The sequence below is a fragment of the Mesorhizobium hawassense genome (genome assembly GCF_003289945.1).
In the GTDB taxonomy this organism is placed as follows: Bacteria; Pseudomonadota; Alphaproteobacteria; order Rhizobiales; family Rhizobiaceae; genus Mesorhizobium; species Mesorhizobium hawassense.
In genome coordinates, this window is record NZ_QMBP01000003.1 from 400,911 (window position 1) to 421,071 (window position 20,161).

The 20,161-nt window shown below is 65.0% G+C and carries 17 protein-coding genes; 3 read left to right on the plus strand and 14 right to left on the minus strand.

Annotated elements, in window-relative coordinates; all coding sequences use genetic code 11:
- Window positions 1–119 precede the first annotated feature (119 nt).
- Window positions 120–1,223, plus strand: coding sequence for a phosphatase PAP2 family protein (locus DPM33_RS09175; protein ID WP_146770221.1), 1,104 nt, complete (start codon window positions 120–122; stop codon window positions 1,221–1,223).
- A gap of 70 nt (window positions 1,224–1,293) precedes the next feature.
- Here the strand turns inward: DPM33_RS09175 and DPM33_RS09180 are convergent, their stop codons facing one another.
- From DPM33_RS09180 to DPM33_RS09205, 6 genes are read right to left on the minus strand one after another with little or no spacing between them, the layout of a single operon-like run.
- Entirely contained in the window at window positions 1,294–1,755 is a 462-nt protein-coding gene (locus DPM33_RS09180; protein WP_112097078.1) for a MarR family winged helix-turn-helix transcriptional regulator, read from the minus strand.
- Window positions 1,752–2,336, minus strand: a complete 585-nt coding sequence (locus tag DPM33_RS09185) for an amino acid synthesis family protein (protein WP_112097079.1) — start codon at window positions 2,334–2,336, stop codon at window positions 1,752–1,754. The genes DPM33_RS09180 and DPM33_RS09185 overlap by 4 nt, the downstream gene beginning before the upstream one ends.
- Window positions 2,329–3,213: a UPF0280 family protein gene (locus tag DPM33_RS09190; RefSeq protein ID WP_112097295.1), complete on the minus strand. Its 885-nt coding sequence runs from the start codon at window positions 3,211–3,213 to the stop codon at window positions 2,329–2,331. The genes DPM33_RS09185 and DPM33_RS09190 overlap by 8 nt, the downstream gene beginning before the upstream one ends.
- Window positions 3,213–4,754 (minus strand): 6-hydroxynicotinate reductase, encoded by a 1,542-nt coding sequence (locus DPM33_RS09195; protein WP_112097080.1) that lies wholly within the window; start codon window positions 4,752–4,754, stop codon window positions 3,213–3,215. Before DPM33_RS09195 ends, DPM33_RS09190 begins: the two co-directional genes overlap by 1 nt.
- Window positions 4,751–7,504: a molybdopterin-dependent oxidoreductase gene (locus DPM33_RS09200; RefSeq protein WP_112097081.1), complete on the minus strand. Its 2,754-nt coding sequence runs from the start codon at window positions 7,502–7,504 to the stop codon at window positions 4,751–4,753. Before DPM33_RS09200 ends, DPM33_RS09195 begins: the two co-directional genes overlap by 4 nt.
- Window positions 7,501–8,358 carry an FAD binding domain-containing protein gene (locus tag DPM33_RS09205; RefSeq protein WP_112097082.1) on the minus strand — a complete coding sequence of 286 codons (858 nt, stop codon included), beginning with the start codon at window positions 8,356–8,358 and terminating at the stop codon, window positions 7,501–7,503. Before DPM33_RS09205 ends, DPM33_RS09200 begins: the two co-directional genes overlap by 4 nt.
- A gap of 296 nt (window positions 8,359–8,654) precedes the next feature.
- Here DPM33_RS09205 and pncA point away from each other — a divergent pair, with 296 nt between their 5' ends.
- Together pncA and DPM33_RS09215 are read left to right on the plus strand one after the other, a co-directional pair.
- Entirely contained in the window at window positions 8,655–9,269 is a 615-nt protein-coding gene (gene pncA / locus DPM33_RS09210; RefSeq protein ID WP_112097083.1) for a bifunctional nicotinamidase/pyrazinamidase, read from the plus strand.
- 133 nt (window positions 9,270–9,402) lie between these two features.
- On the plus strand, window positions 9,403–10,728 hold the full coding sequence (locus DPM33_RS09215) for a sodium:proton antiporter (RefSeq protein ID WP_245442057.1): 1,326 nt from the start codon (window positions 9,403–9,405) through the stop codon (window positions 10,726–10,728).
- A 219-nt stretch (window positions 10,729–10,947) separates the two neighbouring features.
- Here the strand turns inward: DPM33_RS09215 and DPM33_RS09220 are convergent, their stop codons facing one another.
- The 8 genes from DPM33_RS09220 to gcvA form a co-directional block, all read right to left on the minus strand.
- Window positions 10,948–11,661 carry an ABC transporter ATP-binding protein gene (locus DPM33_RS09220; protein WP_112097084.1) on the minus strand — a complete coding sequence of 238 codons (714 nt, stop codon included), beginning with the start codon at window positions 11,659–11,661 and terminating at the stop codon, window positions 10,948–10,950.
- Window positions 11,654–12,382: an ABC transporter ATP-binding protein gene (locus DPM33_RS09225; protein WP_112097085.1), complete on the minus strand. Its 729-nt coding sequence runs from the start codon at window positions 12,380–12,382 to the stop codon at window positions 11,654–11,656. Before DPM33_RS09225 ends, DPM33_RS09220 begins: the two co-directional genes overlap by 8 nt.
- Window positions 12,379–13,341 (minus strand): branched-chain amino acid ABC transporter permease, encoded by a 963-nt coding sequence (locus DPM33_RS09230; RefSeq protein ID WP_112097086.1) that lies wholly within the window; start codon window positions 13,339–13,341, stop codon window positions 12,379–12,381. The genes DPM33_RS09225 and DPM33_RS09230 overlap by 4 nt, the downstream gene beginning before the upstream one ends.
- A complete protein-coding gene (locus tag DPM33_RS09235; protein ID WP_112097087.1) occupies window positions 13,338–14,219 on the minus strand; it encodes a branched-chain amino acid ABC transporter permease in 882 nt (293 codons plus the stop codon). Before DPM33_RS09235 ends, DPM33_RS09230 begins: the two co-directional genes overlap by 4 nt.
- Window positions 14,220–14,438: 219 nt before the next feature.
- On the minus strand, window positions 14,439–15,743 hold the full coding sequence (locus DPM33_RS09245; protein ID WP_112097088.1) for an ABC transporter substrate-binding protein: 1,305 nt from the start codon (window positions 15,741–15,743) through the stop codon (window positions 14,439–14,441).
- Between the two features lie 153 nt (window positions 15,744–15,896).
- Entirely contained in the window at window positions 15,897–17,333 is a 1,437-nt protein-coding gene (locus DPM33_RS09250; RefSeq protein ID WP_112097089.1) for a hypothetical protein, read from the minus strand.
- A 198-nt stretch (window positions 17,334–17,531) separates the two neighbouring features.
- Window positions 17,532–18,836, minus strand: a complete 1,305-nt coding sequence (gene pncB / locus DPM33_RS09260; RefSeq protein WP_112097090.1) for a nicotinate phosphoribosyltransferase — start codon at window positions 18,834–18,836, stop codon at window positions 17,532–17,534.
- A gap of 249 nt (window positions 18,837–19,085) precedes the next feature.
- On the minus strand, window positions 19,086–20,069 hold the full coding sequence (gene gcvA / locus DPM33_RS09265; RefSeq protein WP_112097091.1) for a transcriptional regulator GcvA: 984 nt from the start codon (window positions 20,067–20,069) through the stop codon (window positions 19,086–19,088).
- Window positions 20,070–20,161 lie beyond the last annotated feature (92 nt).

A 20,161-nucleotide genomic window follows, 5' to 3' on the forward strand; every position in this document is an offset into this window, starting at 1 on the left:
ATCCACCTGCAATAGGATTTCACTGATACTTCGATCCGCCTAAAACACCACCGGTCCTTATAATTATATATTAATACCACAACTATAGAGAAATCCCGGCGGCGTGAGGGGTGACGTTGGTGGGACTGCAGGACGGTGTAGCTGCGGATGCTGGTTTTTCGCGCCAGCCTCAGGGCGATCTCAGCCAAACGACGGACGACAGAAAAGTCGCCTATGTCTCGCGCAAGCTGCTGCTGCTCTGTCTGATCTATATCGCCTTAGCGGCCCTGTTCTGGCCGTCGGTATACTGGCGGGTGACGCTGCTGTATGTGTTCCAGCTCATCATGTGGGGGCCGTTCTCCTGCCTCGCCGTGATCGTACCCGCGGCTGTGATCGTTTCACCAAGAGCGCCCATAGGCTTCATCAAGACTTCGCTTCGATCGAACGGATTGCGAGCGGCGCTCGTCGTGACGGTTTTCGTCCTGTCGCTGAGCGCCTTCACGACCTACAAGGTCAACATACCGGGCATAATGCCCTTTTATAGCGACAAGGCTTTGGCGGACATCGGCGAATTCCTGCATGGGCAGGCGCCATGGCGAATCGCGCATGCCTTCGATTCCGACACATTGGCAATGCTGGTAGCACTGACCTACTCCAAGGTCTGGTTCGTCGAATGGTTTGGCATGGTGTTTTTCGCGGCGCTCTTCGCCAACCAGCTCGTGCATCTACGTTATCTTACGGCTCTCGCATTCGTGACGATGGCGGTCGGGACATTCCTGGCGACACTATTCTCCTCCGTTGGCCCGATTTTTTACGATCAGTTTTTAGGCGGTCACCGCTATGTCGAACTTCTGGAAATACTGAAACGGCGGCCATCCAACGAGCATGTGCTGCTTTATTCCGACTATCTCCTCGGCAGCTACCAGGCCAACAGGCCGGATCTCGGCACCGGGATATCCGCGATGCCCAGCATGCATGTGGCGGTCGCGACATTGAACGCCTTCTACCTGGCGCGGCTCAGCCGTTGGCTCGGCGCAGCCGGCTGGATGTTCGCGATCTTCATTCTGTTCGGTTCGATCTATACCGGCTGGCACTATGCCGTTGACAGTTACATAGCGATGTTGGTTGTGACCGTGATCTGGCGGCGTACCGCAGCCATCTTCGATGGACTACCCAGAGTTCCCAACCCGACGGCGGGTGCGCTGCACCCCTCGCCGGCGGCGCTGGCAGCCAACCCTGCCTAAAAGGGCTCAGGACGACCAAACTTGGCCGTCTTACTGCCCGAAAACCATCCGGCATTCTTTCCTGGTTCGCTCAGGCAAGCTTCGCCAGCAGCCGCAAAAAGGTCGCGGCTTCCTTGGCCGTCAGTGGTGCCAGCGTTTCCTCGGTGATGGTGCGGGCGAGCGGGATCAGCCGCTCGATTGCCTCGCGGCCTTCCGGCGTCAGATTGACGAGCAGGCGCCTTTTGTCGACCTCGTGCTTAGAGACCTCGACCAGGCCCCGCGCCTTCAGCCGGTCGATGACGCCCTTCACGGTGGCGGCATCCATGGCGATCAGCGTGCCGAGTTGGTTCTGCGAGGTTTCGCCGATATCGTAGAGCTTGGCGAGAGCCGCGAATTGCGGCGGCGTCAGGTCGGCGATATGCGAGGCAAAGAGCGAGACATGGCGCTGATGCGCCTTGCGCAGGATGAAGCCGACCTGATCCTGCAAATGGTAGTTGTTCTCGTCGCCGTCCTCGGCCTCGACCAGCCGCAGCAGATTGTCCTCGCCGCTCATCTCAGGCCGTCCCACGCCTTGATGTCCGCGGCCGCCAGGCCGCCCATGCGGTTGTGGACGCGCGGGCCGCAGGTCATGGCGAGGCAGAACAGGATTTCGTCGGGACGCGGGCCGTCGCTGATGCCGACCTCCATGGCGTCGAAATGGCTGCGCACATAGGCGGCGTTGATGTGGCCGAGCGGCACATCGAGCCGCGAGCCGAAAGCGCCGACCTTCTTGGCCGACGGCACGATGGCCTTGGCGTCGCCGAGCCGCTCGCGCATGGCGTAGCCGCCGGGCACATGCCACAGCGCGCCATGCTCAAGCTCACCCGCGGAACCGACGATGGCGCCCTTGCCGTAGCCGTCGATCTTCTTGACGTCGCCGCCGAGCGCCGCGATCAGCCTGTCGGAAAGCAGAAGCCCGAGCGGCTTCAAATCTTCCATCGCGCTCTGCAGATCCTCGAAATAGCGGCCGGCGAAGGGGTTCTTGACCACGGCGAGCGCGGCGGCGCGCAGGCGTGGCTTTTTCGCCACGGGGCCGCCGTCATGGAAAATCTCCTCGGTCAGGACCGCGACCTTGCGGATCGGAAAGTCAGGCATGGGCAGTTTCCTTCGCTTGATGCTTGTTGGGCGCGGCGAGCGCCACGGAACCACTGATGCGGGTTTCACCCGCCAGAAACAGCGCCGAGGCGGCGATCAGGCCGCGCCGGCGAAAATCTTCGGCGACCGCGAGGCCCTTGTCCAGCGCCCGGGCAACCTCGACCGGCGAAAGCGCGCCGACGCTTTGCGTCACCATCTGCTCGCCGAGATCGCTATCGGGCGCCAGGTCGCGCGCCGCAACGCGCGTGATGGCAGGGTGACCGGGCAGGTCGACCGCGTTGGCAATGAGCGTTGCCGCCGCGTCGGCCTCGGCGCCGGTCGGCGCCAGAACGGTGACGGCGTCGGCGACGCCTAAGGAAAACGACCGGCCCCGCCAGCCGCTGGTGGCAATGCCACGCACGCCATCCTCGGCGCGTATGGTGACACGGTCGGCCATGCCGTGGCCGGTGCCGGCAATGGCCGATGTCATCGACTGGCCCTTGCCGAGATGAAGCGCGCAGTCGCCGCCATTGTTGACATAGGCGCGATCGAGCCGGCGGCCGGCGAGCAGGGCGTCGAGAATCTCGTCGGCTACCGAGCCGGCAACGGCGGCCATCGGGGTGATGAAACATTCCGCCAACCGCATGACGGCCGCCTCCATGCGGCGCGCCGTCGGGCCCGCGAAATCGCGCGGCGCCAGGAAGAAGGCCGGGAGGCGCAATTCCGGAAGCTCTTCGACCAGTTCGATCAGGATCGTCTGGAAACGCGTGACAGCCTGCTCGTAGGCGGGGCGGCATTCATCCGCGGAGCCAAACGCCTCGACGATAAGGTCGATCGGCCCATGGTTGAGATGGAGCCGCCTGCCGTCGGGCAGCCAATGCGCCTGCGGGCCGTTCATCATCCGGCCCCGTTCGCCGCCGCCCGCCGCAGTTGCGCCAATGGCGGCCAGGGGTTGTCGACCGGCGCGCCGGTGCTGCTGCGCGGGTTGAGATACTCGCCGCCCCTGGCGAGGATGTCCTCGACGCCGCGGATCTCGTTTTCATAGCCGCCCAGCCGGACATAGTCGTCGCGGCGCATGGTGAATTCGATCGGCGCGACCAGCGCCGGCGTCGGCACATAGCCGAAGGCGCCTTCAGGCACGCGGGTGACGTCGACCATCAGCGTGATGCCGCCGCCCGGCCAGACATAGACCGGCGCGCCGCCGACCGTCACATAGGTCTTCAGGCCCTGAACCGAGCGGGTGAGGTTGACCGGGTTTTCGGTGACGCCGGCGCGCAGCGAGCCGCCGGCGCCGCCTATGAACAGCACCGTGCACAGCGCCGGCTCACAATTGTCCTCGATCAGGCCGACGGACTTTTGCAACCGCTCGGGGAACGGCCTTTGGACCGGCTTCAGCTCGTCGTCGAGCTCGTAGTAGGCGAACTGCTCGCCGGTGGTCGAAACCATCAGCAGCGACAGGCCCGGACGGGCGCCCTTCTTGGCGTTCCAGTCGCCCAGGATCGACAGCGGATCGTCGATCCTGGTGCCGCCCCAACCGAGGCCGGGCTCGGACACCTTGAAGTAGCGGCCGGGCGTCGAACGGCGGCCGATGATCTTTATCCCCGTGTCCTCCCAGCCCAGGACCTTGCCGGCCTGGTGCTCGGAGACGACGCCGGTGATGTGGTCGTCGACCACCACCACCTCGTCGACGAGGCCGCGCCATTGCGTGGCGAACATGCCGATGGTGGCCGAGCCGCAGCCGACGCGCATGCGGTGCTCGACCTTGCCGTCGATGACCGGCGCCTTGCCGGCCTCGACGACGACCGTCGCGCCGCCGTCGATGGTGAGTTCGACCGGCTTGCGGTTGCACAGATTGAGCAGCGCATCGCAGGTGGCGCGGCCTTCCTGCTTGGAGCCGCCTGTCAGATGGTGGACACCGCCGAGCGACAGCATCTGCGAACCGTATTCGCCGGTCGTGACATGGCCAATCGCCTCGCCTTCGGCGCGCACTGTCGCCGTCTCGTCGCCGATATGGCGGTCGGTATCGATCTTCACCTTCACGCCGCAATAGGAGAAGATCCCCTCGGTGACGACGGTAACGAGGTCGACGCCATCGACTTCCTGGCTGACGATAAAGGGCGCCGGCTTGTAATCCGGATAGGTGGTGCCGGCGCCGATCGCGGTGACGAAACGCCGGCCGGTGTTGACCAGTTCGCCATTCCAGGCCTCGCCCTCGGCGACGAAGGGCACCACCGTGCCGCCGGTCTCGGCCGCGTGGTCGAGGATGGTCAGCGGGTCCATGCGCACGATGCGGCCGCCAATATTGCCGTAGCGGTCACAGGCGCCGGTGCGGCCGTCGGCGATGTAGCACATGACCGGACAGGCATCGCAGCGGATCTTTTCGGCCACCTGCTTCTCGCCGGGATCGTGGGTTTCGAAACGTTCGGCAAGCTCGCTCATCGGCGCGCCTCCTTCTCGCGGATCGCCGCCAGGATGCGGCTAGGCGTCGCCGGCACCTTGGTGACCAGCACGCCTGTTGCATGGCGGATGGCGTTGAGGATCGCCGGCGCCGTCGGGATCAGCACATGCTCGCCCAGGCCCTTGGCGCCGAACGGCCCCTCGGGGTCGGGAACTTCGACCAGAATATGCTCGACCGGGGGCACGTCGCCGATGGTGGGGATGAGGTAGTCGTGCAGGTTCTCGGTACGGCCGGGAATGTATTCCTCCATCAGCGCCATGCCGATGCCCTGCGCGATGCCACCCTCGATCTGGCCTTCGACCAGCACAGGATTGATCGCCTTGCCGACATCATGCGCGGCGGTGATCTTGAGCAGCTTGACGGTGCCGAGCTTCAAGTCGACCTCGAGCTCGGCGATCTGCGCGCCATAGCCATAGACGGCGTAAGGCTTGCCCTGGCCCTTGGCGTCGAGCGGCAGCGTCGGCGGGTCGTAGGTTTCTTTCGCGACAAACACTAGGCCGTCGGCATCGGGCTTCAACGCCGCGAGGTCGATGCGCCGCGCCGCGTCGCCTTCGCGGATCGAAAGGCTCGATCCTTCGAGTGCAATGGTCGCCTCGCCGGAGACATTGGCAAAACGCAGGATTTTCTCGCGCAGCGCTCGGCCAGCCTTCTCCGCCGCCTTGCCGGTGACAAAAGTCTGGCGCGAGGCGGATGTTTTGCCGGCGTCGGGTGTGATGGCGGTGTCGGCGCTCTTCAGCCGAAATTTGTCCAGCGGCAGGCCGAGCGCGTCGGCGCAGATCTGGGCGATGACGGTGTTGGAGCCTTGGCCGATATCGACCGCGCCCTGGTGCAGGACCACCTCGCCGGAAGGAGAGATGCCTACCTTGATGGTCGAGGGATTGGGCAGCGATGTGTTGCCGCAGCCATACCAGCAGGAGGCAATGCCGACGCCGCGCCTGCTTGCCGTGTTGGTGGCGTTGAAGGCTTCCGCCTCTGCCAGCGCCCGCGCCCAATGCGGCTGGAGCTGTTCCAGGCATTCGCCAATGCCGACGCCCGTTTCCAGCTGCTGGCCGGTGACCGTCTCGCAGCCGTCGCGCAGGCAGTTCTTAAGACGGAAGTCGAGCCGATCCATGCCGAGCTTGTCGGCGAGCTCGTCATAAAGCGTCTCCTGCATGATGGTGGCCTGCGGCACGCCGAAGCCGCGGAAGGCGCCGGCGATCGGGCCGTTGGTGTGGATGGCATAGCCGGTGGCGCGATAGTTCGGCGTGGCGTAAGGGCCGGAGGCGTGCACCGGGACACGATTGGCGACCGTCGGGCCCCAACTGGCATAGGCGCCGGTGTTGAAGTCGCCCGCGAAGATCATGCCGCTGACGCGGCCCTCGGCATCGGCGCCGATGGTCGCCTTCATCTCGGCGGGGTGGCGTTTGGTGGTCGACATCATCGATTCATTGCGGGTGTAGGCGAGCGCTGCCGGCCGCCCCGTCTTCATTGCCACCAGACCGATCAGGGGCTGCAGCGAGACGTCGAGTTTCGAGCCAAAGCCGCCGCCGGTGGCGGTCGGCACGATGCGCACCTTTTCGACGGCAAGCCCGAGCACCTTGGCCGTGTCGTCGCGGTCCATATAGGGCGCCTGGGTGCAGGCGACGACGACGAGGGTGTCGCCATCCATATATGCGTAGCCGGCTTCCGGCTCGATATAGGCATGCTCGACAAAGGAGGTCTCGATGATACCTGTCGCTGTGACGGCTGCGCCGGCAAGCGCGCCCTCGGGATCGCCGCGTTCGACATAGCCTGAGGTCAGCAGGTTCGCCGGGCGTTGACTGTGGATCAGCGCCGCGCCGTCAGCCTTCGCCTCACGCGGCTGCAGCAGATGAGGCAGTTCCTCCCAGGTAACCGGGAAATCCGTCAGGTCGAGATCGAGGATCGCCTCGCGCTCACCCGCCACCAGCGCCACCGCCTCGCCGCGCAGGCGGACAAAACCTTCGGCCAGAGCCGGCTGGTCGGCAAAGGGACCGATGACGCCAAAACAGTTCTTGCCGGCGATGTCGGCGGCGGTGAAGACGTCGGCGATGCCGGGATGCGCTTTCGTCCAGGCGTCGAGATCGCCGAAGCTGAAACCAGCATGATAATGCGGCGAGCGGACCACGAGCACCGACAGCGCATCGGCCGGAAAAGAGTCGCCACCGAATTTCTCGCCGCCGGTGACCTTCGGCACGCCGTCGAGGCGAATCGGCGAGGCGCCGACGGCGTGGCCGGCTTCCGGCAGGCGGAGGTCGACGCCGTTCACGTGCCTCGACGCATGCATGACCGCCGCGACGATCTTGCGATAGCCGGTGCAGCGGCAGAGCACGCCGCCCAGCGCATCCTGCGTTTCCGCCTCGCTGGGCGTCGGGCTGCGCTCCAGAAGCGCGGTGGCCGCGACCAGCAGGCCGGGCGTGCAGATGCCGCATTGCGCGGCGCCATGTTCGAGGAAGGAGGCCTGCAAGGCCGAAAGCCGGCCATTGGCGAGGCCTTCGACGGTGGTGACGGAAGCGCCAGTCACGGAAGCCGCCGGCACAAGGCAGGCGCAGACCGGACTACCATCGACCAGCACGGTGCAGGCGCCGCAATCGCCGGCGTCGCAGCCGACCTTGGTGCCGGTCAGCCGCAACTCGTCGCGCAACACCTGCGACAGACGCCGAACCGGCGGCACCGAAACGCTGACGGCGGCGCCGTTGACCTCGAAGGCGATTGCGGAGCGCTCCATGGTCATGCGGCCACCTTGCCTTCGTCCAATCCGGCTGCAGCGCGAACCGCGCGGACGACGATCTCGCGCGCCGCCTGCTCTCGGTATTCGGCGCTGCCGCGTACATCGGCGATCGGCGACAGTTCATCGATCGGCGTGGTGAGCACCGCATCGACAAGCGCAGGGGTGGCCGGCTGGCCACGCAGAGCCGCCTCGACGCCGGCGAGGCGACGCGCGACGGCGGAACACGCACCGACAGCAACAGCGGCATCGGCGACCATGCCGTCCTCGATCACGAGCCGCGCCGCCGCCATGGCGATCGAGATGACGAGGTAGCGCCGCGCGCCGAGCTTGACGAAGGCCGAGGTACCGACGGCGGAACGCTTCGGGACACGAATGGCGGTGACCATTTCGCCCGGGTCAAGCGCCGTGCGGCGATTGCCGAGGATGAATTCGCCGAGCGGCAGATGACGTGTGACCTTCGCCGACCGCAGTTCGACATCGGCATCGAGCGCCAGCAAGGCCGGCACGCCGTCGGCGGCGGGCGAGGCGTTGCAGAGATTGCCAGCAACCGAGGCGACGTTCTGGATCTGGATGGCGCCCACCTCGCGCGCGGCCGCTTTGAGCGCGTCGAACGCGGCCGGCAGAGGGTGATGAACCATGTCGGTCCACGTCGTGCGGGCGCCGATGCGCCAGTGCCCGTCCGTCTCTTCGATGCCGCGCAGCGTAGCCAGGCCGTTGATGTCGAGAATGTTGTCGCGGAACGGTTTCGCGCCCTGCGCCGGATAAAAATCCGTGCCGCCGGCGAGAATGCGCCAGCGGTCCTCGCCGAGCAGAGCGAGCGCCTCGTCGACCATGGTGGGTTTCGCGTAACGGATCACGCTCTGCCTTCCAGAACCTTCCCAGAAACGGACCATTCCCCACTTGGCCCCCCAAAGCACCTGGCTTCGGGCTTTCTGCCGGTTTCGCACCGGTCAAAATCATTCGTATGCAAATGATATCAGGCGAGCCGGAATTGTCAAAGCAAGAGTTCGTGCCGTCACTGCGCCGCGCCGGCCTGAACGTATTTGTTATAGCTTCGGAGGTTGACGCCGCGGGCCATCTGGTCAAGGTTCCGTGTCCGGTCGCGTCAGCGGCTTTTGGACGGCTGCCCCAAGCCGAAACGAGAGGGAACCGCATGGCCGAAGAAGCGCTCATCGTCATCGACCTGCAGAACGATTTTTGCCCCGGCGGCGCACTTGCCGTGGCCGGCGGCGACGAGATCGTGCCGTTGGTCAACGACCTGATCCGGCGCAGCGAGCATGTGATCCTGACGCAGGACTGGCACCCCGCCGGACATTCGAGCTTCGCCTCCAGCCATCCGGGCAAGCAGGCCTTCGAGACGATCGAGATGCCTTACGGGCCGCAGACGCTGTGGCCGGATCACTGCATCCAGGGGAGCCTCGGTTCCGATTTCCATTCCGGGCTTGCCTGGACCAAGGCCGAGTTGGTCATCCGCAAGGGATTCCGCAACGCGATCGATTCCTATTCGGCCTTCTTCGAGAACGATCATTCGACGCAAACCGGCCTTGCCGGGTACCTCAAGGAACGCGGCATCGACACCGTCACCCTGGTCGGTCTCGCCACCGATTTCTGCGTAGCCTTCTCGGCGCTCGACGCCGTGAAGCAGGGTTTCAGGACGACCGTGCGGCTCGATGCCTGCCGCGGCATCGACCTCAACGGCTCGGTCGAGGCGATGCTGAAGCGGATGCACGAAGCCGGCGTGACGCTCGAAGACCATTCGGCGGATTGACGCCACGGTGAGGCAGCGAGGGGGCTTCACGACATTTGCGAAAGTGTTTGCGGCGGGCATAACTGCCGCACTCATTCTTGCGCTTCCGCAACCTGCTTTCGCCGCCGAAATCCACGAATTACCCGGCGCCGCCATGTCGCTCTGGTGGGGGCTGCCCTTTGCCGGCCTGCTGTTGTCAATCGCGACCGGGCCGCTGCTCTTCCCGCATGTGTGGGAACATCACTACGGCAAAATCGCTGCTGCCTGGGCCGTGCTGGTGGTCGCCCCGCTGGCGATCGCCTTCGGGCTTCCGGCGGCAGGGGAAGCGGTACTGCACACGCTGCTCACCGAATATCTGTCCTTCATCATCCTGTTGTTCGCGCTCTACACGATCTCGGGCGGCATCCTGCTCGCCGGCAACATCCACGGCACGCCGCTCACCAATGCCGGGCTGCTGCTGATCGGCGCCCTGCTTGCCTCGGTCATCGGCACGACCGGCGCCTCGATGATCCTGATCCGGCCGATGCTGCGCGCCAACGACAACCGGCCGTTCAACGCGCATGTCGTGATCTTCTTCATCTTCCTGGTCTCCAACATCGGCGGCTCGCTGACGCCGCTCGGCGACCCGCCTTTGTTCGTCGGCTTCCTGCGCGGCGTGGACTTCTTCTGGACGACCGCGAACCTGTGGCGCGAGACGCTCTTCACCGGCGGGCTGGTGCTCGTCGTCTTCCTGACGCTCGATATCGTGCTGCACCGCCGCGAAGCCGGCATGCCGAAGATCAAGGACCCGACGCCCGATTCCAAAGTGCGCCTGCGCGGCCTCGCCAACCTGCCGCTGCTCGCCGGCGTGATCGGCGCGATCCTGCTTTCGGCGAGCTGGAAACCAGGCATCAGCCTTTCCGTGCCGGGCGTCAGCCTGGAGCTGCAGAACCTGGTGCGCGATGCGATCATCCTGGCGCTGGCCTTCCTGTCGCTCCGCGTCTCCTACAAAAGCCATCGCGAGGCGAACGGCTTCACCTGGGGACCCATCGCCGAGGTGGCGAAATTGTTTGCCGGCATCTTCATCTGCATCGTGCCGGTCATCGCCATCCTGCGAGCCGGCCATGACGGCGCGCTGGCGCCGCTCGTGGCATTGGTCACCTCCGCCGACGGCCGACCTAACGAGCTTGCCTATTTCTGGCTGACCGGAGCGCTCTCGTCCTTCCTCGACAACGCGCCGACCTATCTGGTGTTCTTCGAGCTGGCCGGCGGCGATGCCAGGCACCTGATGACCGAGGCCGCCTCGACGCTCGCCGCGATCTCGGCCGGCGCGGTGTTCATGGGCGCCAACACCTATATCGGCAACGCGCCCAACTTCATGGTCTACGCCATCGCCCGGCATCGCGGCGTGAAGATGCCCGGCTTCTTCGGCTATATGGCGTGGTCGGGCGTTGTGCTGATTCCGACGTTTTTGATCGCCGGGTTTTTGTTTTTCGGGTGAGCCGAAAGACATTGGCGCTGTTCCTATTGTCCTGGGTTCCTCGCCCCCGCAAAGCGGGGGAGAGGTGGCCGCGAAGCGGCCGGAGCGGGGGCTTTCGTAGGGCGCTCCCCTCTCCGTCTCGGCTTCGCCGAGCCACCTCTCCCCACTTACGTGGGGCGAGGAACAACCTGACGCGGCGCCACGCCCGCCAATTTCGAGGCTGCGGCAATTTCAGGGGCCTCAGCCCACACCAACATACCTTCGCACCGCCGACGGGTCCGCCCGCAGTGCTTCGACATCGACCGTCTCGCGGTTGCGGCCGTTCTCGATGAAGCAAACCCTATCCGCGACCGAGAGCACGGCGTCGACACGCTGCTCGACCAGGATGGTCGAGACGCCGAGCTCGCGCAGCTTCGTCACCGTCTCGCGGATTTTCGCGATCATCGAGGGCATCAGCCCTTCGGTCGGTTCGTCGAGCAACAGCACTTGCGGTTCCAGACAGAGCGCACGCGCCATGGCCAGCATCTGCTGCTCGCCGCCGGACAGCGTGCCCGAACGCTGCTTCAATCGCTGACGCAGCAGCGGGAAGAGGTCCAGCACGTTTTCCCGCACGGCTTTGCCCTTGCCGCGGGCCATCAGGCCGATCTCGATGTTTTCCGCCACGCTCATTTCGGCGAACAGCCGCCGGCCCTGCGGTACGTATGCGACGCCGGCCTTCGGCACGTCATGCGCGGCGAGCCCGGTCAGTTCCTTGCCATCCAATTTGATCGAGCCGGCTGCTGCCGGGACCAGGCCCATGATCGCCATCAGCGTCGTCGTCTTGCCGGCGCCGTTGCGGCCAAACAGGCACAGCACCTCCCCTTTGTTCAGGACGAGGTCGAGGCCGTGAAGCACCTGGACCTCGCCGTAGAAGCAGTCGAGTCCGAAAATGGCGAGCAATCCCGTGTCAGTCATGGGTCGCTCCGAGATAGGCGTCCTGGACTTGGCCGTTGGCGCGGATCTGCTCCGGCGTGCCCTCGGCGAGGATCTTCCCGAAATTGAAGACGGTGATGCGGTCGGCGAGTTGCATGACGACCGGCATGTTGTGCTCGATCAAAAGCACGGTTGCGTCCTTGGCGATCTCGCGCACCAAGGTGATGAAATTATCGATCTCGCTGTCGGCCAGGCCTTGCGTCGGCTCGTCGAGGATGAGCAAACGCGGCTTCAGCGCCAGGCCCATCGCCACTTCCAGCAGGCGCTGGTGGCCATAGGACAGTTGCCCGGCCAGCGTGCCGGCGCGATCGGCAAGGCCGGTGCGCTCCAGCGCTGCCATGACGCCGTTCCTCACCTGTCCCTTCGAGCGGCCGTCGGTCAGCGTGCGCTGCACCGGCAGCGCGACATTGTCGAAGGCGGTGAGGTTGGCGAAGACGCTGGTGATCTGGAAAGTGTAGGCAACGCCAAGCCGAACCCTCCTGTAGGCCGGCATGGTTGTGATGTCGGCGCCATCGAAGACGACCATACCGGCGGACGGCCGAATGCGGCCCGAGAGCAGGCTGACGAAGGTGGTCTTGCCGGCGCCGTTGGGGCCGATGATCGCGCGGATCTCACCCGGCATCAGCGCGAAGTCGACGCCGTCGACGGCGCGCAGCCCGCCGAAATTCCGCGACAGGCCCTTGGTGGTGAGCAGCGGCATCATGGCAGCCACCCCAGCCAGCGTTGGCGGATGCTGCCCAGAATGCCCTTCGGGAAGAACAGCACCAGCAGTATGAGCGCGACGCCGACGATCAGCAGATAAGCGGAGGTGAAGCCGCTGGTGATGTCGGTGACATAGTACATGAACAGCGTGCCGACGAGCGGCCCGAGCGTCGTCGCGGCGCCCCCAAGCAGCACCCAGAGCAGCGGCAGGATTGAATACTGCACGCCAGCGAAGCTCGAGCCGACATAGCCGAACAGCAGAGCATAGGCAGCGCCGGACGCCGCGCAGATGGCGCCTGAGGCAACGACCGCCGCAAGCTTGTTGGCGCCCGTGTCGTAGCCCAGCATTTTTGTGCGCTCCTCGTTCTCGCGGATGGCGACCAGCACGCGGCCGAAGCGGGAGCGCACAATCGCAAGCGTGATGAGCAGCACGATCGCGAACATCGCCAGCGCGCTCATGTAGCGCACGGTGGGATTGGTCAGGTCGAGCGAGGCGCCGCCGATCGAGACCACCCTCGCCGCCTGCTGGATGACCAGGCCCTGATCGCCGCCAGTCCAGGCGGCGAAATAGAGGATGAGCAAATAAAAGACCTGCGCGAACATCATCGTGACGATCAAGAACGCCACACCGGTGGTGCGCAGCGCCAGCAGGCCGATGACCAAGGCCAGCAGCGCGCCGCAGGCGACCCCGGCAATGAAGGCTTCCGGCACGCCCCAGCCGAGGTGATGGACGGTCAAGCCCGCACCATAGAGGCCGGCCGAGAAGAACATGGCGTGACCGAGGCTGAGCAGGCCGACATAGCCGAAGAGCAGATTGTAACCCATGGCGAAGACCGCGAGCGCCATGATGCGGGCGAACAGGCCCTGGTGATAGTCCGGCAGGACGAAGTTCAGCGCGAAGAGAAGCGCGATGACGCCGATATGCAGGGCGTAGGTCTTTGCCGGCGAAGCATCCCTCATCGCTGCGTGGTTCCGAACAGGCCCTGCGGCCGGAACACCAGCACCATGGCGACCACCAGCGTGGCGATGATCTTGGCCAGGGTCGGCGAGAAGAACATCGAGACGATGCCGTCGGAAAGGCCGATCAGGATGGCGGCGACCACGGTGCCGCGCAGCGAGCCGAGGCCGCCGATGATGACGACGATGAAGGACAGGAGCAGCGGGTCCTGTCCCATCAGGTAATGCGCCTGGCTGATCGGCACGATCAGCACCGCGGCGATCGCCGCCAGCATGGCGCCGACGGCGAAGACGCCGGCATAGACGCGCTCGACCGGGATGCCGAAGGCTTGCGCCGTCTCACGGTCATATTGCGTGGCGCGCATGATCAGGCCGATTTTCGTGCGGGTCAGCACCAGCCAGGTGATCACCAGCAGAATGGCGGAGGCTGCAACGACCGACAGCTTGTAGCCGGAGTAGCCGAACCACGGCAAAAGGATGCGGTAGCTGAAAGGCGGTTCGACCGGGCGGGCCTCGGGACCATAGAAGGTCAGCGCCAGCTGCTGGATGATGTAGAGCATGCCGATGGTGGCGACGATGGTGCCTTCCGGATTGTAGTTCAGCCGGCGCAGCACCAGCCGCTCGGCAATCAGCGCGACCAGCCCGACGAGCAGCGGCGCGATCGCCAGCGCCGCGACGAAGCCGACCGCCGGATGACCGGCGATCGCCGTCGAGATCGCCCAGGCAAGCACCGCGCCCAGCATGAAGAACTCGCCATGCGCGACGTTGACGACGCGCATGACGCCGAACACCAGCGACAGGCCAAGCGCCGTCAGCGCCAGCACGGCGGAGGTGACAAGACCTTCGAGGGCGGCGAGGAGGAGATGGGGACCGAAATGCATGGGGCTAGGCACCGAGGGATGCGCGAGGCACCCCCCTCTGCCCTGCCGGGCATATCCCCCGCAAGGGGGAAGATTGGATGTCTCCGCAGGCTTCGCCAATCGCCAAAGTCGCCAGATAGGCGCCGCCGCGTAAACTGCTGATCTCCCCCCTTGCGGGGGAGATGGCCGGCAGGCCAGAGGAGGGTGCCTTGGCACTCACGTTTGCAGGAGCAGCTAAACTCACAGCGCCTGCGTCGTGTAATCCCCCTCAGCCTCGTAGAGGCCATCCTCGATCTTGGTCTTGTGGACGACCTTGAGCTTGCCGCCTTCGACTTTCGAGATGTTCTGGATACCAAAACACTGGTGGATCTTTCCGTTGAACGTCTTGGGACCCTGCGGATGCTCCGGCCCTTCGGCGAATTCCTTCAGCGCCTCGGTCGCCTCGACCAGCTTGGCACGATCCTCGGGTCCCTTGTAGCCAGCATCTTCCATCGCCTTCTTGACGACGTAGAGCGTTTCCCAACAGCCGAACATATGCGAGGCGGTGGAGACGTCCTTGGGATCGCCGACGGCCGCGCCATTGTCGTCGATGCCGACGGCGGCGCGGTAGGCTTTCTGCGCGGCCGAGTCGTCGGCCTGGGCGTAGCGCGGTGAGCCTTCCCAGAAATGGCTGCCGTCGAGGAATTCGAGGCCGGGGCTGTTGATGTCGGTGGCCTCGAGCGAGTCCATGAAGCCGAAGAGCTGCGGCCGCTGCGAACCGTAGAACTCGCCGAGCTCCTTGACGAAGGTGAGCACGGCCGGGCCGACCATGACGTGGTAGATCACTTCGGTCTCGGCCGGGATCTGCGGGAAGTATTTGGTGAAAGAGCTTTCCGTCGGCGGGATGGCGATCTGGGCGATGACGTCGGCGCCCTGCGCCTTCAGCGCCGGCGGCAGGTAGTCGCGATGGTCGTAGCCGAAGGCGAAATCGGGGAAGATCTGCGTCACCTTCTTGCCGGCGTTGGCCGCGATCCACGGCGCCATCGACTGGATCTGGCTCTTCACGTCGGTGATGCCGGGCTGGAAGACGTAGCGGTTGAGCTTGGTCGAGGCGACGTGGTGGCCTTCGCTGACCACGAAATAGGGGATCTTGTTCTCGCCGGCGGCTGGCGCGGAACCGATAACGACATGCGAGAACAAAGTGCCGAAGACGATGTCGGTCTTGTGCTGCTTGGCGAACTTGGCCACCACCTCGGCGCCGCGGGCGGGATCGGTGCCGTCATCCTCGATGACGAGCTCGACCTGGCGGCCGCTGATGCCGCCGGCCCCGTTGATCGCCTTGACGGCGGCGGCGCTCGTCTTCTCGTACCAGCGGCCATAGGCGGCGCCGATGCCGGTGCGGTGCGACTGGAAGCCGATCTTGATCGGCGCCGAGCTTTGCGCCTGGCTGTAGCGGACGAAGCCGGGCGCGAGCGCAAGGCCGGCGCCGGCCGCGATGCCCTTCAGCGCGGTGCGGCGCGACAGCGTGGTCTTGGAGAGGTCGAAAAATCCGTTCTTGTCAGCCATGTCGGTTCCCCTGTTTTTTCAGTTTTGACCAGCGATAAGGCGGCTCGATCCCCCTCGATCGGAGGATGCGAAAATTGGATGTGTACAAACTAAATCACCAAAGATTGGGCTTGGCAAGCAAGCTTTACCCGACGGCATCGGAGGCGGCCCGTGTCATCCCGCGGCCGGTGTGGCAAGCAACCAAAGGCCGAAGATCGTGTAGGCGATCATCAACAGGGTTAGCGGCAGCTGGCTGAGGGCGGCGCGCGCCGGCTGCTGGTGCAGACGCCAGGCAAGGCCATGCGCGACGAGCACCGCCAGCACATGACCGGCGATGATGACACCGGCCTGGATGTTCCACAGCCACCAGGCCGACTGGGCGCCGGCGACGACGCCCGCTTCGACCATCCTATTGGCGGTGCCGAACAGGTTCCAGCCCTGCGCGAAGGGATCGGAGAGGGCCACCAGCGCGTACTGGCCGTCGACCAGCAGAACGGTGAGGTAATGCGCGATGTGATAGGCAAGCGCGATCGGCACGATCGACCAGACCAGAAGGCCGGCCGCCTCGCCGAAAGAATGTTTATCGTCGGCGAGGCGCTGGCCAAGAACGACGGTCAAACCGAACACGGCCGCGAGCAGGACGAAAGTCAGCACGAGACCAAAACTGCCGATGCCGATCAGCGCGGTACGGCCGGGATATTCCAGCGGATTGACGCCGAAGAGGCCGAGCCAGAAGAAGGTTTTCGACAGCCCGTCGAAGGATACCGATGACAGGGCCAGCAAGAGGAAAACCGTGCCACCAGGCGGCAGCGGCTTGGCCGCAAGCAGTTTGGCGCCAGGCCAGCAGAGGCTCAATCGCCCGCCGAGGCGCTCGACGGGCGCGAAGCGCGCGACCATCGAGAAGAAGACCGTGAGGAATTCACCGCGCTTGCTCCAGTCGTCGCAGCCGAAGATGAGCATCGTGATGAAGCTCGCCAGCCAATAGATGCCGGCCGCGAAAGCCAGGCGAGCGGGATCGTCGGGCGCCGGATCGATCAGCTCGAACCAGGCGAAGGCGAAGAACAGCGCGAAGGCCGGCCAGTAGCCGAGCCACGAGAGCAGACTTGACGGTTGGTTCTCGCTCCGCCGTTCACCGACAAGCCGGATAACGACGCGCCAAGGTCCGTACCACGGGTTGAGCCATGACCAGAGATCGCCGAAGACGCCCTGCAGCAGGGTGAAGCCGGCCCAGAGCAGCGTCCAGATCACCAGCGGGAGAGGGTTCGAGAGCGGGTCGCGGCTGCCGAAGAGGCCGGCGGCGATGAGGATCGCAAAGCCGGCAAAGGAAAGCAGGCTGACGATGGTGCGTGGGTGGTCGCTGAGGGTTAGGAGCGGCAGGCGCTTGCGCCAGAAATTGTCGAGGGCGGCGGGCGGTAGCAGCGCGAGGACAAGGAAGCTGGCGGCCACGGCAAGCGCGCCGCCGGCGAGGTAGTAGCCGGTGGGGAGAAGGAGCACGTGGCCGCGATCGGAGGCGTGGGCTAAGGCGAGGGTGGGGAGAGCACACGTAGCAGCTGCCAAGGCCAATCCGGCAAGTTGGCGCTCTACGGCGCCCCCCTCTGTCCTGCCGGACATCTCCCCCACAAGGGGGGAGATCGGCGGTTTCGGCGCCGGCGCTTTTCTTGCAACGCTGGAGATTGGCGAAAGCGGGGATGACAGCTCAATCTCCCCCGTTGTGGGGGAGATGTCCGGCAGGACAGAGGGGGGCGCGAAGGAACTCGACCTATCCAACTTTGCTGTCCTGCGTGGCGATGCCAGGCTAGATGTCGCCCCTCACACCTTCACCAGCTGCTCCACCCGCCCCTTCTCGCCAAAGATCCGCAGATACCGCTTGATCTCTCTGGCATCCCCCGTCGCCTTGGCGGGGTTGTCCGAGAGCTTCACCGCCGGCCGGCCGTTGGCCTCCGTCACCTTGCAGACCAGCGAAATCGCGTCGAGGCTGTCGGTTTCGGTCGGGGCGCAGCCTTCGAAATCATTGGTCAGGTTGGTGCCCCAGCCGAAGGACATGCGCACCTTGCCGCGGAAATGCCGGTAGGTTTCCTCGATGGTCTCGACCTCCAGACCATCGGAGAAGATGAGCAGCTTCTGCTTGGGGTCCTTGCCCTTCTTGCGCCACCAGTCGATGATTTTCTCGCCGCCCTCGATCGGCGGGGCGCTGTCGGGACGGAAGCCGGTCCAGTCGGCGACCCAGTCCGGCGCATCGCGCAGGAAGGAATCCGTGCCGAAGGCATCGGGCAGCACGATCAAGAGATTGCCGCCATAGTAGCGCTGCCAGTCCTGCAGCACCTTGTAGGGCGCCTCGCGCAATTCCTCCTCTGAATTGGCAAGCGCCGCGAACACCATCGGCAGCTCATGCGCGTTGGTGCCCAAAGCTTCGAGGTCGTTGTCCATGGCCAGAAGCACGTTGGAGGTGCCGGTGAAGGCCTCGCCGATGCCTTCCTTCAGCGCCTCGACACACCAGCGTTGCCACAAGAACGAGTGGCGGCGCCTGGTGCCGAAGTCCGAAATGCGGATGCCGGGCAGCGCCTTCAGCCGCTCGGTCTTGGCCCACATCTTGGCCTTGGCGCGGGCATAGAGCACGTCGAGCGCGAACGGCCCGTAGGAGCGCATCGCGGCCCGCGAGCGCAGCTCGTTGATGATGGCCAAGGCCGGAATTTCCCAAAGCGTGGTGTACATCCAGGGGCCGGGAAAGGAGAGTTCGTACTGGCCGTCGCGCCTGAAAAGCTCGTAGGCGGGCAAGCGGAAATCCTCCAGCCAAGCCAGGAATTCCGGCTCGAAAATCTGCTTGCGGCCATAGAAGTTGTTGCCGCCGAGCCAGATCATTTCCTTCTTGGAGAAGCGCAAGGTGCGGGCGTGGTCGAGCTGCTCGCGCAATTCACCCTCGTCGATGTCGTCGGCCAGACGCACCGAAGTCGTGCGGTTGATCAGCGAGAAGGTGGCGTCGACCTTGGGATACATGCCCCAGATCATCTGCAGCATCAGAAGCTTGTAGAAGTCGGTGTCCAGCAGGCTGCGGACGATCGGGTCCAGCTTCCAGGTGTGGTTATAGACGCGCCGCGCTATATCGGTCTTTGCCATGCTCGCTCATCCATAAGGCACAACGCACGGAAACGCGGGCGTCACGCCTCAAGTTCTTGTTTCTGGCAATTCCGGACGGAAGACCGCCGCACGGTTTTCCTGGAATTGCCTCAGCCAACTGCCTCTTAGCACCGTATTTCCGAACGCGCCTGCTGCTTTGCAAGCTGGCCCGACAAAAAGCAGCTACGCAAGTCCAGCCATCAAGACGCTGCTTTTTTGTTTTGACGCAATTCCAGACGGAAAACCGCTTCACACTTTTCCTGGAATTGCTTTGGCCCCTATCACCTTGAGCGCCGGACGTTTCCTGCGGCTGGGCACACGGCCGGCCACCGGCGCGTCGGCGCGCCCCTCGTCCTGCTCCTTCTCGGCGAACAGCCAGTCGATGAAGAGCTGGACGATCGGCGCCGAGCGCATCTCGTTGCGGCAGACGACGTAGAAGTCGTCGACCGCCGGCACCGACAAAGTGAAGGGCGCGACGAGCATGCCCCTGGCAAGCAGCGCGCGCGCCGTCACGGAATCGCCGAGCGCCACGCCATGGCCGTGCACGGCGGCCTCCGTCGCCATCCGCGCGTCGCCCAGATGATGGCGGCGGCCCCGCTCCAGATCGAGCGCGTCGGCGGCGGCCAGCCAGGTGTGCCATTCGCGGCCGTCGTCGCCATGCAGGAAGACGTGATCGGCAAGGTCGCGCACGCCGCGGATCGGGCGGTTGTTGATCAGCGTCGGGCTGACCACGGGAAAGAGCTCCAGTCCTGACCATTTGCGCATCCAGCAATCGGTCCAGCTGCCGTCGCCATAGTGCACGCAGACATCGATCTCCGGGGCGCGGATATCGCGGGCCTCGTTGGACGGGATCAGGGTCAGCTGGATGTCGGGATATTGCGCGGTGAAGGAGCCGAGCCGCGGCGTCATCCAGAGCAGCAGCAGTGCCGGCACGCAAGATACCGAGAGCGCGCCGGCGCTCGCCGGCCTGGTCATGCGCTGGGTAGCGGCGGCGATGCCGTCGAAGGCGGCCGAGACCGCCGGCAGGAATTCCGCGCCATGCGGCGTCAGCTTGACGCGCTGACCGGTGCGCTCGAAGAGTTTCACGCCGAGCGACTGCTCCAGCGCCTTGATCTGGTGGCTGATGGCGCCGTGGGTGACGTTCAGCTCACCCGCCGCCTTGGTCAGCGAGGCATGTCGCGCCGTGGCCTCGAAGGCGCGCAGCGGGTTCAACGGCGGCAGGCGCTTGGCCATGGCGAGCTCCTACTTTGTGAGATTTTCTCACAGCAAAGACCCTAACAATATCAATTGATTTTTCAATGCGGCTGCCCGACACTTTTACCCGG

Coding starts and splice junctions, on each gene's coding strand:
- DPM33_RS09180 (WP_112097078.1), bottom strand. CDS start 1,755: ATGAGCGGCGAGGACAATCTGCTGCGGCTGGTCGAGGCCGAGGACGGC.
- DPM33_RS09185 (WP_112097079.1), bottom strand. CDS start 2,336: ATGCCTGACTTTCCGATCCGCAAGGTCGCGGTCCTGACCGAGGAGATT.
- DPM33_RS09190 (WP_112097295.1), bottom strand. CDS start 3,213: ATGAACGGCCCGCAGGCGCATTGGCTGCCCGACGGCAGGCGGCTCCAT.
- DPM33_RS09195 (WP_112097080.1), bottom strand. CDS start 4,754: ATGAGCGAGCTTGCCGAACGTTTCGAAACCCACGATCCCGGCGAGAAG.
- DPM33_RS09200 (WP_112097081.1), bottom strand. CDS start 7,504: ATGACCATGGAGCGCTCCGCAATCGCCTTCGAGGTCAACGGCGCCGCC.
- pncA (WP_112097083.1), top strand. CDS start 8,655: ATGGCCGAAGAAGCGCTCATCGTCATCGACCTGCAGAACGATTTTTGC.
- DPM33_RS09215 (WP_245442057.1), top strand. CDS start 9,403: ATGTCGCTCTGGTGGGGGCTGCCCTTTGCCGGCCTGCTGTTGTCAATC.
- DPM33_RS09220 (WP_112097084.1), bottom strand. CDS start 11,661: ATGACTGACACGGGATTGCTCGCCATTTTCGGACTCGACTGCTTCTAC.
- DPM33_RS09225 (WP_112097085.1), bottom strand. CDS start 12,382: ATGATGCCGCTGCTCACCACCAAGGGCCTGTCGCGGAATTTCGGCGGG.
- DPM33_RS09230 (WP_112097086.1), bottom strand. CDS start 13,341: ATGAGGGATGCTTCGCCGGCAAAGACCTACGCCCTGCATATCGGCGTC.
- DPM33_RS09235 (WP_112097087.1), bottom strand. CDS start 14,219: ATGCATTTCGGTCCCCATCTCCTCCTCGCCGCCCTCGAAGGTCTTGTC.
- DPM33_RS09245 (WP_112097088.1), bottom strand. CDS start 15,743: ATGGCTGACAAGAACGGATTTTTCGACCTCTCCAAGACCACGCTGTCG.
- DPM33_RS09250 (WP_112097089.1), bottom strand. CDS start 17,333: ATGTCCGGCAGGACAGAGGGGGGCGCCGTAGAGCGCCAACTTGCCGGA.
- pncB (WP_112097090.1), bottom strand. CDS start 18,836: ATGGCAAAGACCGATATAGCGCGGCGCGTCTATAACCACACCTGGAAG.
- gcvA (WP_112097091.1), bottom strand. CDS start 20,069: ATGGCCAAGCGCCTGCCGCCGTTGAACCCGCTGCGCGCCTTCGAGGCC.